Source organism: Lysobacter sp. A289, assembly GCF_054072675.1.
Window position 1 is genome coordinate 1,400,991 of record NZ_JBSVRN010000001.1, and the last position, 13,523, is coordinate 1,414,513.

Annotated in this window: 12 protein-coding genes; 6 read left to right on the forward strand and 6 right to left on the reverse strand. The window is 65.2% G+C overall.

Going from position 1 to position 13,523, the window contains the following annotated elements:
- Nucleotides 1–493 precede the first annotated feature (493 nt).
- Nucleotides 494–1,510 carry a zinc-dependent alcohol dehydrogenase family protein gene (locus tag ACW5DN_RS06395; protein ID WP_456961894.1) on the forward strand — a complete coding sequence of 339 codons (1,017 nt, stop codon included), beginning with the start codon at nt 494–496 and terminating at the stop codon, nt 1,508–1,510.
- 30 nt (nt 1,511–1,540) lie between these two features.
- Complete coding sequence (locus ACW5DN_RS06400; protein WP_456961895.1) at nt 1,541–2,002, forward strand: MarR family winged helix-turn-helix transcriptional regulator; 462 nt, start codon at nt 1,541–1,543, stop codon at nt 2,000–2,002.
- A 123-nt stretch (nt 2,003–2,125) separates the two neighbouring features.
- On the opposite strand, the gene asnB is transcribed toward ACW5DN_RS06400, so the two are convergent.
- Both asnB and ACW5DN_RS06410 read right to left on the reverse strand, forming a co-directional pair.
- Nucleotides 2,126–3,823, reverse strand: coding sequence for an asparagine synthase B (gene asnB / locus ACW5DN_RS06405; RefSeq protein WP_456961896.1), 1,698 nt, complete (start codon nt 3,821–3,823; stop codon nt 2,126–2,128).
- Between the two features lie 302 nt (nt 3,824–4,125).
- Complete coding sequence (locus tag ACW5DN_RS06410) at nt 4,126–5,031, reverse strand: LysR family transcriptional regulator (RefSeq protein ID WP_456961897.1); 906 nt, start codon at nt 5,029–5,031, stop codon at nt 4,126–4,128.
- Between the two features lie 130 nt (nt 5,032–5,161).
- Here ACW5DN_RS06410 and ACW5DN_RS06415 point away from each other — a divergent pair, with 130 nt between their 5' ends.
- From ACW5DN_RS06415 to ACW5DN_RS06430, 4 genes are all read left to right on the forward strand, one after another.
- Entirely contained in the window at nt 5,162–6,028 is an 867-nt protein-coding gene (locus ACW5DN_RS06415) for a pirin family protein (protein ID WP_456961898.1), read from the forward strand.
- Between the two features lie 103 nt (nt 6,029–6,131).
- Entirely contained in the window at nt 6,132–6,716 is a 585-nt protein-coding gene (locus ACW5DN_RS06420) for an NADPH-dependent FMN reductase (RefSeq protein WP_456961899.1), read from the forward strand.
- An 8-nt stretch (nt 6,717–6,724) separates the two neighbouring features.
- On the forward strand, nt 6,725–7,645 hold the full coding sequence (locus ACW5DN_RS06425) for a rhodanese-like domain-containing protein (RefSeq protein ID WP_456961900.1): 921 nt from the start codon (nt 6,725–6,727) through the stop codon (nt 7,643–7,645).
- Between the two features lie 315 nt (nt 7,646–7,960).
- Nucleotides 7,961–10,096, forward strand: a complete 2,136-nt coding sequence (locus ACW5DN_RS06430) for a M20/M25/M40 family metallo-hydrolase (protein ID WP_456961901.1) — start codon at nt 7,961–7,963, stop codon at nt 10,094–10,096.
- A 28-nt stretch (nt 10,097–10,124) separates the two neighbouring features.
- Here the strand turns inward: ACW5DN_RS06430 and ACW5DN_RS06435 are convergent, their stop codons facing one another.
- From ACW5DN_RS06435 to ACW5DN_RS06450, 4 genes are read right to left on the reverse strand one after another with little or no spacing between them, the layout of a single operon-like run.
- Nucleotides 10,125–11,210, reverse strand: coding sequence for a HoxN/HupN/NixA family nickel/cobalt transporter (locus ACW5DN_RS06435; protein WP_456961902.1), 1,086 nt, complete (start codon nt 11,208–11,210; stop codon nt 10,125–10,127).
- 41 nt (nt 11,211–11,251) lie between these two features.
- A complete protein-coding gene (ureG, locus tag ACW5DN_RS06440; protein WP_456961903.1) occupies nt 11,252–11,998 on the reverse strand; it encodes an urease accessory protein UreG in 747 nt (248 codons plus the stop codon).
- Nucleotides 11,991–12,818 (reverse strand): urease accessory protein UreD, encoded by an 828-nt coding sequence (locus tag ACW5DN_RS06445; protein WP_456961904.1) that lies wholly within the window; start codon nt 12,816–12,818, stop codon nt 11,991–11,993. The genes ureG and ACW5DN_RS06445 overlap by 8 nt, the downstream gene beginning before the upstream one ends.
- Before the next feature lie 25 nt (nt 12,819–12,843).
- Nucleotides 12,844–13,515, reverse strand: a complete 672-nt coding sequence (locus ACW5DN_RS06450) for an urease accessory protein UreF (protein WP_456961905.1) — start codon at nt 13,513–13,515, stop codon at nt 12,844–12,846.
- Between the last annotated feature and the right edge of the window lie 8 nt (nt 13,516–13,523).

A 13,523-nucleotide genomic window follows, 5' to 3' on the forward strand; every position in this document is an offset into this window, starting at 1 on the left:
GAGCGCGAGGCTGAAGACCTGAACAAGCGCGAGGCGATTCATTGTACGGAGGTGCCGTCGGAGCCGTCACCCACAGGCTCTGGAGCTGACCCCGAACCTTGCGCGAGCTAACTCCGAACTAAGCCGTGCCGCGAAGCGGCATCGGCCTGAATGAACAGTTAGGACGCCGCAAATTCTTCTGCGTACTGCGTCGCGTCGAGCGACGGGTCGCTGCAGCGACGTCTGCTATGGGTCGTGATCTGCCCCTCGACAACGTCAGCTAGCGGCCAAGATTAGCCGTTGTCTGCCTGCCAAGAGCCCGACCGTCATTGCGCGGTTTGAACTGTAGTGGAGGTCGGCCCGCCGCGGCTGTGCCAACGGGAGCGCCGGTTCGGCCCTCCTTGAAACAAGCAATTTCATTGCGCGCAATGTATTTATGTACAATCGACCGCGAGCGCCTCGCTTCTAATGTGGAGAGCGCACGTACCTGAAGATTTGTTTTTAAGGAGGCAACATGAAGGCTTACCGGATTTCGCATGGCGGAAAGATCGACGGACTGCAACTGCAAGACATTGTCGAGCGTCCTGTCGGACCCTACGAGGTACGGGTGAAAGTAAGGGCCGTGTCCTTGAATTATCGCGACCTCATGGTTGCCAATGGCGCGTACCCGGTGAAGACGGATATTTCGATCATTCCTTGCTCCGACGGTGCGGGAGACGTAATCGCAGTGGGTTCGATGGTCACCCGTGTCCAGCCTGGTGATCGGGTGGCCGCATCCTTCTTCCCCCGCTGGCGCGAGGGCAGACCCGATCCAGCCAAGATCCGGAACGCCTTGGGTGGTGACATCGACGGCATGCTTGCCGAGGAAGTCACGCTTCATGAGGAGACCCTCGTGAAAATCCCGGACGCGGTGGACTACATCGCGGCGTCCACGCTCCCATGCGCTGGTGTCACCGCTTGGAATGCCATCTTCGAGTCGTCCGACGTACGTCCGGGCGATACCGTTCTCCTGCTCGGCACGGGCGGCGTTTCAATCTTGGGCTTGCAGATGGCCAAGGCCGCAGGCCTGCAGGCGATCATCACCTCGTCCAGCGACGAAAAGCTGGTGCAAGCACGCGCCCTCGGTGCGGATGCGACGATCAATTATCGTGCAAGCCCCGAGTGGCAGGACGAGGTGCTGCGTCTGACCGGCGGCAAGGGAGTCGATGTGGTGCTGGAAGTCGGTGGACAGGGAACGATCACCCGCTCTGTCGCGTCCACGGCCGTGGGTGGGACTATTGCTGTCATTGGCGGTGTGAGCGGCTTCGGTGGAGAGGTCAATCCCAGCACCCTGTCGATCAGTGCCAAGCGCATGGTTGGCATCTACGTTGGAAGCCGGGACATGCTTGAGCAGGCAGCCGAACTCGTTGCTGGAGCCGGCATAAAGCCTGTGGTCGACCGCGTGTTCCCGTTTGCCGAGGTGAAGGACGCTTACCGCTACATCGAGTCGGGAGCGCATTTCGGCAAGGTCGTGATCGACTTGACGCAATGATTGCGGCCGACTTTTCGAACGGGACTCAACATGCCAGAAAGCAAAGCGCGCCGTACACATGACGGTCTGATTTCACTGGACCACCAGGTTTGTTTCGGTCTCTATGCCGCATCCAATCTCATCACGCGACGATATCGGCCGCTGCTGGCCGAACTTGGGCTCACGTTCCCGCAGTACTTGGTGATGCTGGTCCTATGGGAGTCCGAGCCCCTGGCGGTCAGCGCTATTGGTGAACGGTTGCACTTGGACAGCGGCACTTTGACACCGCTGCTCAAGCGCCTCGAAGCCGGCGGGCTTGTGGTGCGTCGGCGTGATGTAGCCGATGAGCGAAGGGTGCTGATTTCCCTCACAGATGAGGGGCGCGCCTTGCGCACGCCCGCGCAGGGGATCCCGGAAGCTTTCCGGCGGAATGTGTCCTTTTCTGCCGCCGACACCGAGCCCCTTGCCGAAAGTCTGAACCAACTCATCGCGGCCCTCAAGCCCCGGGCATAGGGGCGCGTGCGGTGCATCGACGTCAATCGCGAGGTTGCTCTTTTCAGTAATCGCGTGAGTCCAGTTGCAGAAATGAGCAGTGTTTGCTTTGGGTCGGAAGGAGCCACTCGCGACCACCGTCAGTCATTGCTGCAGCGACGCCCGATGCACCCCCGCCACGGCCCGCCCGGACGGATCGGCGGCATCGGCAAACGAGGCATCCCAGGCAATCGCGGCCGGTGATGAGCAGGCGATCGACTTGCCGCCCGGCACCGTGTGCGCGCAGGCCTCGCCGGGGAACAGCCGCTCGAAGATCCGCCGGTAGAAATACGCTTCCCGGCTTTGCGGTGGATTGACCGGAAACCGGTTTGCCGCGGCCGCCATTTCGCGATCGTTTACCTGCGCTGCGGCGTGCGCTTTCAGGCCATCGATCCAGCCATAGCCGACACCGTCGCTGAACTGCTCCTTCTGCCGCCACAGGATCGAATCGGGCAGGTAGCCCTCGAAGGCTTCACGCAACACGGCCTTCTCGATCCTTCGCGTCCCGTCGGCTCGGGCCCCGACCATTTTCGCGGTCGCGTCCATCCTCATCGCTACTTCGAGGAATTCGACATCCAGGAACGGCACTCGCGGCTCCACGCCCCAGGCCATCATCGACTTGTTCGCGCGTAGGCAATCGTAGTTGTGCAGCGCGTCGATCTTGCGCACCAACTCCTCGTGGAACTGGCGGGCATCGGGTGCCTTGTGGAAGTACAGGTAGCCGCCGAAGATCTCGTCGCTGCCCTCGCCCGACAACACCATCTTGACCCCCATCGCCTTGATCCGGCGCGCCAGCAGGTACATCGGGGTCGAGGCGCGGATGGTGGTCACGTCATAGGTCTCGACGTGCCGGATCACCTCCGGCAACGCGTCCAGACCTTCCTCGATGGTGTAGGTGAAACCGTGGTGGACGGTGCCCAGCGCCTCGGCGGCGATCTCGGCGGCGGCCAGGTCGGGCGAGCCATCCAGACCGATGGCGAACGAATGCAGGCGCGGCCACCAGGCTTCGGAACTGTCGTCGTCCTCGATGCGCTTACGCGCGAACCGGGCCGCGCAGGCTGCCACCAGCGAAGAGTCCAGGCCGCCCGACAGCAACACGCCGTATGGCACGTCGCTCATCAGTTGCCGGTGCACCGCGGCCTCGAAGGCTTCGCGCAGTTCGCGCGCACTGACCTCCACGCCCACGGTGGCGTCGTGCTCGCGCCACGGGCGCTGGTAGTACGCCACCGGTTCACCGCTACGGCTGTCGTAGTAATGCCCCGGCGGGAACTGCGCGACATCGTTGCAGACCTCCACCAGCGCCTTCATCTCCGAGGCCACGCACAGCCGGCCGGTGGCGTCGTGACCCCAGTACAGCGGCACCACGCCGATCGGGTCGCGCGCGATCAGGTAACGCCGGTGTTCCCGATCCCACAGCGCGAACGCGAAGATCCCGTTGAGGCGGTTCAGCCAGCCGACGATATCGGCATCTTCCCGAAACAGTGCGCTGATGACTTCGCAATCCGATCCGGTCTGGAAGTCGTAGGGCTGCTCCAGCGAGGCCTTGAGCTCGCGGTGGTTGTAGATCTCGCCATTGACCGCGAGCACCAGTTGCCCATCGGCGGAGCGCAGCGGTTGCGAGCCGCCGGCCGGGTCGACGATGGCCAGGCGCTCGTGGACCAGGATCGCGCCATCGTCCAGATACACCCCGCTCCAGTCCGGACCGCGGTGGCGCTGGCGCTGTGACAGTTCCAACGCCAGCCGCCGCAGTTGCGGGAGGTCGTCGCCGGGCTGCAGGCCGAAGATGCCGAAGATTGAACACATGACGTGGGCTCCGTGACGCTGGGTGGCGGAAAACAAAAAAGGCCCGCACTTCACAGTGCAGGCCTTGGGGATCGATTGAGCGTTTGTCGCGTTCGCTAATCGCCGGCCTGCGGAAGGCTGACGTTATTATTCGAATTGAGCTGCGCAGCAGAATGCGCCGCACACGGGCCGGGGCCGGTGACAGCGGACGCGAATGCAAGCTGGGAGAAAACGAGGATCATTGGCCGATCCTGCTCCTTATGGATACCGTGCGCAAGCACTTCCCCGGAAGGTGCCTGCATCTGCGCAGGTGTCCCGAGAACTCACTCCTGATCAAGCTGCTCGAACCGCATCGCAAGGTAGTCGATCAGGCTTCGCACCGAGGGCAGCAGTCCGCGCCTTGACGGGAACACGGCATGCACGATACCGCTTCGTGACGCCCATTCCGGGGCGATCTTCACCAGCGCGCCCTGCTTTAACGCATCACTGACCACCATGGTCGGCAACTGCACGATGCCGACGCCACGAATCGCGGCGACACGCAGGGCATTCATGTCATCGGTGACCAGCCGGGGCTGGTGCGGGATCGCGACCGAGGCACCTTCCGGGCCTTGCAGCGACCAGACATGTTGCGATTGCGGCGGTCCTAGATCCACGCTCGGCAGGCCGGTGAAATCGACCGGCATCATCGGCAGCGTGCGCCCGGCCAGCAACGTCGGACTGGCCACCAGGCATGAGGTGCGCACGGCCAGCACCCGCATCACCAGGTCGCTGTTTTCCAGTGGTGGCGTGCGTGCGCGGATGGCCACGTCGATGCCTTCGCCGACCACGTCCACGCGACGGTTGGTCGCCTCCAGGTGAACGGTCACTCCCGGATTGTCGACCATGAAATCGGCCACCATCGCGCCGACGTTCGCGTCCAGCAAGGTGATTGGACAGGTGACGCGGACGATTCCGCAGGGTTCGGAGCGGGTCAGGTCGATGGCTTCCTGCGCCGCCTGCGCCTCAACCAGCATCGCCTTGCAATGCCCGTAGTACTGCTGGCCGATCTCGGTGACCGAAAACCGACGTGTGGAGCGCTGGATCAGGCGCACGCCCAACCGCTCCTCCAACGTAGCAACGCGGCGGCTGAGCTTGGATTTGGGGACGCCCAGCGCACGTCCCGCCGGCGCAAAGCCACGGTGATCGACCACCTGCACGAAGTAGTACAGGTCGTTGAGATCCTGCATGATCACGCCACCATTGTTCTGTATACAGGACGATGAGGATAAAAAACCGGGGCTTCCGGGTCAATCGTCATGAAATTAAGCTATCTCCATCGGCCCAGACCCACTCCGGCCCAAGCAACAGGAGATCAAGATGAAGAAGGTCCTCGGCATCTACAGCGCCCCCAAGCCGCATTGGGTGGGCGACGGCTTCCCCGTCCGCTCGATGTTTTCCTACAACAGCCATGGCCAGCACCTGAGCCCGTTCCTGCTGCTGGACTACGCCGGGCCGATGAAGTTCGAGCCGGCAAACCAGCCGCGTGGCGTCGGCCAGCATCCGCACCGCGGTTTCGAGACCGTCACCATCGTCTATGAAGGCGAGGTCGAGCATAGCGATTCCACCGGCGCAGGCGGCAAGATCGGCCCCGGCGACGTGCAGTGGATGACCGCCGCGTCCGGGATCCTGCACGAGGAGTTTCACTCGCACGATTTCACCCGCACCGGCGGCACGCTGGAGATGGTGCAGCTGTGGGTCAACCTGCCGGCGAAGGACAAGATGTCCGCGCCGGGCTACCAGACCTTGCTGGATGCGGACATCCCGTCGGTGGCCCTGCCCGGCGACGCCGGCCGGATCCGGGTGATTGCCGGAGAGTACGCCGGTCATGCGGGGCCGGCACGCACCTTCACCGCCATGAATGTGTGGGACGTGCGCCTGAGCCAGGGCCATGCCGCCGAATTCCTGTTGCCCGAAGGCCACACTGCGGCGCTGATCGTCCTGCGTGGCACCGTGCAGGTCAACGACGAGCATATCGCCCGCGAAGCGCAGATGGTGATGCTCGACCGCAACGGCAGCGACGTGCTGTTGGAGGCCAACAGTGACGCGACCATCCTGCTGCTCAGCGGCGAGCCGATCGACGAGCCGATCGTCGGCCACGGCCCGTTCGTGATGAATACCCAGGACGAGATCCACCAGGCGATCACCGACTTCAACAGCGGTCAATTCGGCCGGATGCCGCACTGACGGACAGCCGGCCCCCGATCCTCCCGGGCGGGGCCGGCCTTCCCATTCCCATTTAGATACTCTCACCTCAACTTTAAAACCACCCACCCATAAGGAGCACCACTTGAAACCCCAACTCCATGTCGTGATTGCCAGCACCCGCCCGGGCCGTGTCGGTCCTGCCGTAGCGCGCTGGTTCAGTGATTTCGCTGCCGAACACAGCGCGTTCGACGTCAAGCTGGTCGATCTTGCGGACTTCAACCTGCCGGTCTACGACGAGCCAACCCACCCCGCCATGCAGCAGTACGAGCACGCGCATACCAAGGCCTGGTCGGCCAGCGTGTCGGCGGCCGACGCGTTCGTGTTCGTGACCCCGGAGTACAACTTCAACCCGACGCCGTCGTTCGTGAACGCGTTGAACTACGTCTACCGCGAGTGGAACTACAAGGCCTGCGGCTTCGTCAGCTACGGCGGTGTGTCCGGCGGCCTGCGCGCGGTGCAGATGGCCAAGCAACTGGTCACCACCCTGAAGATGATGCCGATGGTCGAAGGCGTTGCCGTGCCGATGGTGGGCAAGTCTCTGGACGAGCAAGGCGCGTTCGTGTCCAACGAGCTGATCGACCATTCCGCGCAGCAGATGCTGGACGAGTTGGCCAAATGGACTGGCGCGCTGGCCTCCCTGCATACGCCCGCTGACACAACGGCATAAGTCGCGCCGTGGATGCGCTGATCCACCTGATCGAGAACTACGGCTTGTGGGTCGTGTTCATCGCCGTCCTGCTGGACCAGGGCGGCGTTCCGGTGCCGGCGTATCCGCCGATCGTCGTGACCAGCGCCATGGCCGTGCAGTCGGGCGACAGCCTGTGGTCGATCCTGCTGGTCGCCACCGTCGCAGCCGTGCTGGCCGATGCGTTCTGGTACGCCGGCGGGCGCCGGTTCGGCGGGCCGATGATCCGTTTCATCTGCCGCCTTTCACTTTCACCGGACTCCTGCGTCGGCACCACCCAGGGCATCTATTCGCGCTGGGGCGCGCCATCGCTGATCGTCGCGAAATTCATTCCCGGCTTCGCCGCGCTGGCCACCACATTGGCGGGCCAGACCCGGACCGGCCTGGGCCGCTTTGCCTTTTACGACGGCATCGGCGCGGCATTGTGGGCGAGCGTCGCGGTTGCCACCGGGGCGATCTTCCACGAGGCCGTGAACGATGTCCTGATGCGGCTGGAGTCGCTTGGGCGGATCGGTCTGATCCTGCTGCTGGCCGCCATCACGGTATTTGTCCTGCGCAAAGTCTGGAAGCGGCAGCGCTTCATCCGCCTGATCCAGATGGCACGCATTTCGCCGGCCGAGCTGCACGAGTTGATGGGCACCGGCATCAATCCACTGGTGCTGGATGTGCGTCCGGCGGATCAACGCCAGCTGTCGGGCTGGATCCCCGGCGCGATCGCAGTTTCCAGCATCGCCGAGCTGGACATGGCCGCCCAGCCGGAAGTGATCATCTATTGCGACTGTCCCAACGAGGCGTCAGCGGCACTGCTCGCCCGGCAGCTGAAGAGCCGCGGCTTCAAGCACGTGCGTCCGCTGGCGGGTGGGTTCGAAGCCTGGAATGCCCACGGCTTGCCCATCGCGCAGGCGTCGTAGGGCAAGCGTTGAAGCACCCCCTGCCGCGCTGACCGTCGCCGCGGTGCATGCCATGACGGGTGCAGCCGGATCACGGCTATCATCGGCAGGCCGTTTCCGGTGGGCCTGGGGAAGAAGATGCCGCACACGACACCATCCATTGGCGCGGGTCTGCGCGCAGCCCGGGCTCGACTGACTGGTACTCGACCAACTGGTGATCGACCGACTGGAGCAGGGCCGACCGGCTCGCAACTGGCATCGACCATCCTGCTGACGTTGTTCGTGCTGGTCGCGGGATTGTCGCTGCGTGGCAACCGGCCGCCGGCTCCGCTTGGCATGGATGCGCCGACCGAGGCATTCTCGGCCGCGCGGGCGAAGCAGGTGCTGGTCCGCATCCTCGGCGATGAACGCCCCCACCCGACCGGCAGCACCGCCAACGCCGCAGTGCGCGACCGCATCGTGGCCGAGTTCGCACGGCTGGGAATCGATGCCGAAGTCCAGCGTCGCTTTGCTTGCGGCGGCAGCGCCTGCGCGACGGTCGACAACGTCGTCGCCAAGCTGGCGGGTGCGAGTGCCGAAGACGCGGTACTGCTGTCGGCCCACTACGACTCGGTGGCCGCCGGGCCGGGCGCCTCCGACGATGGCGCCGGGGTCGCGGCGATCATCGAGGTCGCACGCGCACTGCAGGCTGGCCCACCGCTGCCGCGCGATGTCTGGCTGCTGGCCAACGATGGCGAGGAGTTGGGCCTGATCGGCGCGGAAGCCTTCGCGCGCGAACCGGAGTTCAAGCACATCCGCTCGGCGGTGAACCTGGAGGCCCGCGGCACCACCGGTGCGAGCCTGCTGATCGAGACCCAGCCCGGCAACGCCGCAATCGTCTCGACCGTGCGCCGTGCGCTGTCGCGACCGGGAAGTTCATCGCTGGACTACGAGATCTACAAGACCCTGCCCAACGACACAGACTTCACCGTCTACCGGCGCGAGGGCCTGGTCGGGGTCAACTTCGCCTGGGCCCGGGGCGCAGCGCGATACCACACGCCATTGGATGACATCGCCCATCTGGATCCCGGCTCGTTGCAGCAACATGGCGACAACGCACTGGCCATGGCGCGCGCGCTGGCCAGTACCACAGTGCCGCTGAAATCCAGTCACGACGCGGTGTTCTTCAATGTGTTCGGGGCCGCGCTGGCCGGCTGGCCGGTCACCTGGAATGTCTGGCTGTTGGTACTGGGCCTGGCCGCCTGGCTGGCGCTGGCGGTGCGTCTGGTGCGCCGCGAAGCCGTTCGGGTCTTGCCACTGATCGGTGCCGGGGCCGGCATGTTCGCCGGACTGGCCCTGCTGGGCGGGATCGGCTGGGCGATCCACTCGGTGATGCAGGCTTTGGGGGCAATGCCGGCGGCATGGACGGCCCAGGGTGGCATTCTTGTTGCGACCTTCGTGTTGCTGGCGCTGCCGGTGACCCTGCTGGCGGGATGGCTGCTCCAGCGATGGTGCGGCGAGGCGACCACAGCCGCCGCGAGCTTGCTTCCTTTTGCGGCCATCGCAATCGCCACCGTGATGGCGATGCCCGGTGCCAGCCACATGGGCCTGTTGCCGCTGTTGGCCGGCGCACTGTGTGGCCACGCCTGTCCTGGGCGTCCTCGCGTGTGGGCCGGGGTCGCGGCGGTGGTCGCCGCGGCCTTGTGGTTTCCCTATGCGGTGGACAGCTACAGCGCCATCGGCCATCCGGGCTTGCCGGCAGCGACGCTGCTGACCGGTCTGGTGTTGCTGCCACTGATACCGGCGTTGAGGTCGCTGGGCCGCGGTGAAGTCGTGCTGGGTGGCGCGGCGTTGTTGGCGACGATTGCATGCGCCGTGCTGGCACTCGCGCGGCCAGCGTTCGATGCCCATGTCCCGCGACCGATGAACCTGGTCTACGTGGGCACCGATTCAGGCGCGCGGGTGTTTCTGCAACCCAGAGCAGACCTGCCCGCCGGCTTCCTGCGGGAGAACGGATTTGCATTGGAATCGGAGCGCGTTTTGCCGTGGTCGGGCCGCGGCTTCGCGGGTCCCGTCGGCCCGGCGCTGGCGCCACCGGTACTCCAGGTCGAACAGGACACAGTGATCGATGGCAAACGCCAGCTGCGGATCCACCTGCGCTCCGCCCGGGGCGCGATCGAAGGCGGTCTGGTCCTGCCCGGCAGCGCCGACGTCGCATCGATCCGGATCCAGGGCCAGACGCTGGCTCCATCGCGTTGGCACGCGCAGGAAACCAGGTGGCGCAAGATCGCCCTGGTCGGCCTGCCGGACGAGGGCGCGACATTCGAATTCAAGGCCGCTGCCGGCGAGCCCATCACGCTCTACGCCTATGACCGATCGCACGGTGTGCCGACCGGGCTGGCCGAAGTGATGCATGCCCGCGACGCGGTCGGAGTGCCATCCGGTCCAGGCGACTCGAGCTGGTCGTGGACCGAGCTGACGCTGGAGGACTAGCGGCGGTGGTCACCGGCACCCATGTAGCTCACGTGTCGGCGGCGCGACCACCGTCACCCGAATACCGGGATTCCACCTTCGCGATTCTCCAGTAAGCGGATGCCGCGAGCCAAGTAAAAACCAGGATGGCCACGATCACATAGCCCAGGTTCTCGATATCCAGGGCCGCGATCCAGCCCAGCAATCCGGAGCTGCCGGGAAACGCTTCCGCTGCAAGACCGATGAGCCCGAGTCCACCGACCAGGAACGCGACGGCGACCGAGATGATGGTGATCGTCAGGTTGTAATAGACCTTGCGTACCGGCGAGGCAAACGCCCATGCGTAGGCGTGATGCATGATCACGCCATCGAGCGTGTCGACCAGGGTCATACCCGCCGTGAACAGGATGGGCAACACCAGCACCACGTACCACGGCGCGGTGAGAGCGGCCGTACCACCAATCACGAACAGGGCAATCGTCGTGGCGGTATCGAAGCCGAGCCCAAACAAAAGCCCGACCACGTACATCTTCCATGGCTTGTCCACACGCCGCGCGACCGGATCGAGAATCCGGTTGAGCACGCCGCGGTTGGTCAGCAGTCGTTCGAGTTCGGCCTCGTCGAGTTGCTGGCTGTGCATGTTACGAAACACCCGCCAGATGCCCTGCAGCGATACCAGGTTGATGAGGCCGATCAGCAACAGGAACAGGCCGGAAACGAGCACGCCCCACACGCTGGCGATCGAGGTCAGCGTCGAGTTCTCAAGCGTGATCTGGCTGGCGAGCACATTGAGTCCCGCCACCAGCAGCAAGACGGTGACGACCACGACTGTCGAATGTCCGAGTGCGAACCAGAAGCCAACCGTGACCGGGTGCTGGCCGTCCTCCGCGACGAGTTTGCGTGTGGTGTTGTCGATCGCCGCGATGTGGTCGGGATCGAAACCGTGCCTCAGCCCCAGCGTGAACGCGGTAACCGCCAGACCGGTCCCGAACACCACCTGCCCGCCCATGATGTAGTCGCCGGGCAGGACCACCAGGAAGAAGGCGCCCCAGCCGAGGATGAAAAGCGCTGCGTTGACGACGCCCATCCCGATCAATGCCGTGAGTTTGCTGGATGTGGGCGGCGCCGATCGCATGACGAAAGCTCCCTGGCAGTTCCGGCAAGGCCGGAGCGTCGTTACCGGTGTAGGTGCGTATGGTCGCCGTGTTCGTGACTGTGAACGTGCCCGCCGTCCTCGCTGGCATGGTGGTGCGGTGCCATGGGGCCGGGGTCGCATGGCGAGTGGGTGCCGTTGACAAACGCGGTGTGAAGCTGCCTGACCCAGTCGCACAGCTGCTTGTCGGTTTCGTGGCGATTCTTCGAATGCGCGAGCACCGGCCTGTCGTCACGCGCGGCCCGCGCATCTTTCAGCATCTGCTCGACATCGACATCGACGTACTCGGCCAGGTCGACCTTGTTGACGATCAGCAGGTCGGCGCGGGCGATGCCTGGCCCACCCTTGCGTGCGACATCACCGCCGCCGGCCACGTCGAGGACGAACAACTGCGCATCGACCAGCGCGGGCGAAAACGTTGCGGTGAGATTGTCGCCACCACTTTCGACCAGGACGATGTCGAGCGGAGCGAAGTCCTTCTCGAGATCTTCCACGGCCAGCAGATTCATGGTCACGTCGTCGCGAATGGCGGTATGCGGGCATGAGCCGGTCTCGACCGCACGGATCCGCTCGATGGGAAGCACTCCGGCCGAGCGCAGGAACCGGGCGTCCTCGTCGGTGTAGATGTCATTGGTGATCACGCCAATGCGGAATTCCGCATTCAAATTGCGGCACAGCGTTGCGATGACGGTGCTTTTGCCGGTGCCGACCGGCCCGGCGACGCCGAGGCGCAGCGAGCGGGTTCGCGTGGTGTTCCGGGGATCAGTCAAGACAGTCTCCAGTGGCCGATGCGGTGGCCGGTGCCCACGGCTCCCCGAGCAGCGTAACACCGTGATCGAGCTGCCGGCGCAGCCCGAGCGTGTCGTCCGCCAGCGCACTCACCAGGACGCCGGGACCCTCGAGGGACAGCAGCGCCGCGTCATGCCCCAGCACGCGCGTGCCGGGTGTGTGGGTGTGCCATGCGGGGTCAACGACAAGCACGCTGCCGATGCATTTGCGTGCCCCCAGCACGGCGGAGCTTCGCCATCCTTTCGCTGCCGGGCCGAGGACAAGCTGTTGTTGAAACAGCGAACGACCGGCTCGAATCACGCGCACGTGCTGGGTCAGATGCCCGGGCTGCTCCCGGTGGCGCCCGAGCAACAGCTCCTCGCGCAGGAACAGACGTGCATCGGAGGCGAGCGTGATGTCGATCTCATGCAGATGATCGCACCCGCGTGCGGCGATGACCGGCTCCGGCAGCCACAGGAACGTTGCACCCTCATCGACCCTGACGGTGATACGCATGTGCGAGCGCCCTCCCCGCGCGCCCGGAAGCAGCAGCGTGACCGAGATCTCGTTCAGGACCAACGTGCTGCCCGCGCCAACCTGGATGTCCAGCGCGAAATCGTCGCCCCCCAGGGGGCCGGCGGCGCTGGTGGCCAACGACACCCGCGCGATGCCGGTCATGCGATGAACCAGCGGCTCGCGGCCTTTCGGCAGCGTCGGTCGCAGCATGAGAGGGGCGTGGGATCGCAGCACGCGCACGCGGCTCACTGCACGGCCGTTGTCGCTCACGACCTGCTCGGTCGCCAGCGATGCACGCGCGATCATCGTGGTTGCGCTGCGGGCTGCCGGCTCAGGAGGCAAACAGCCGCACCTTCCAGCGGTGGTGATGTTCAGCGGCGATATCGAGCAAGGGTGAGCCCATCGCCGGCAAGTCCGTGGGCGGCGTCCGCGCATGGCTGGCCGCCTGTGCGGTCAACTCGTCGAGAAAACCTGTCAGCCGCACGAGTGCCGCGTGTACGGCAAACGGGTCCAGACTGAGCACCTTCACAGCTGCCGAGGCAGGCCCGGCAACCGCATCGTGCAGCACGACCTGGGCGGCATCACGGGCACCAAGCCCCAGCGCAGCCGCTGCAACCCCGTAGACGACCGGTTGGTGTGGACTCCCCTGCAGACCCGCGAGCAAAGCGTGCGGGTGGATGCTCGAGGCCGCCCGCAGCAACTGGCGACCCAGGGCGCGCGAAACGGCGCGTGCCCTGGGCGACGGCATGCGGGCATCCAGTTCGCTGTCCAGTTCCTTCAACAGGAGCGCATTGCCCGCGCGGGCAGCCTCGCATGCAGCGGCCGCAAAAGACGCGGCAACCAGACCCGTGGTCGCCGCCCGGCCCTCCAGGAACCGTTCCACGTCGGCGGCGCCCTTCAAACCCTGCATATGGACGACCGGTTCGAGACCGCCGGAATGCGCGTAGCCGCCGGCGGGCAACCGTCCATCGGCGAGCAGCAGCAGGGCAGCCTTGGACGGCATTCTGGCTG

Bases quoted from the DNA above. Each gene is read 5' to 3' on its own strand.
- ACW5DN_RS06395 (WP_456961894.1), top strand. From the start codon at position 494: ATGAAGGCTTACCGGATTTCGCATGGCGGAAAGATCGACGGACTGCAA.
- ACW5DN_RS06400 (WP_456961895.1), top strand. From the start codon at position 1,541: ATGCCAGAAAGCAAAGCGCGCCGTACACATGACGGTCTGATTTCACTG.
- asnB (WP_456961896.1), bottom strand. From the start codon at position 3,823: ATGTGTTCAATCTTCGGCATCTTCGGCCTGCAGCCCGGCGACGACCTC.
- ACW5DN_RS06410 (WP_456961897.1), bottom strand. From the start codon at position 5,031: ATGCAGGATCTCAACGACCTGTACTACTTCGTGCAGGTGGTCGATCAC.
- ACW5DN_RS06415 (WP_456961898.1), top strand. From the start codon at position 5,162: ATGAAGAAGGTCCTCGGCATCTACAGCGCCCCCAAGCCGCATTGGGTG.
- ACW5DN_RS06430 (WP_456961901.1), top strand. From the start codon at position 7,961: ATGGATGCGCCGACCGAGGCATTCTCGGCCGCGCGGGCGAAGCAGGTG.
- ACW5DN_RS06435 (WP_456961902.1), bottom strand. From the start codon at position 11,210: ATGCGATCGGCGCCGCCCACATCCAGCAAACTCACGGCATTGATCGGG.
- ACW5DN_RS06445 (WP_456961904.1), bottom strand. From the start codon at position 12,818: ATGATCGCGCGTGCATCGCTGGCGACCGAGCAGGTCGTGAGCGACAAC.
- ACW5DN_RS06450 (WP_456961905.1), bottom strand. From the start codon at position 13,515: ATGCCGTCCAAGGCTGCCCTGCTGCTGCTCGCCGATGGACGGTTGCCC.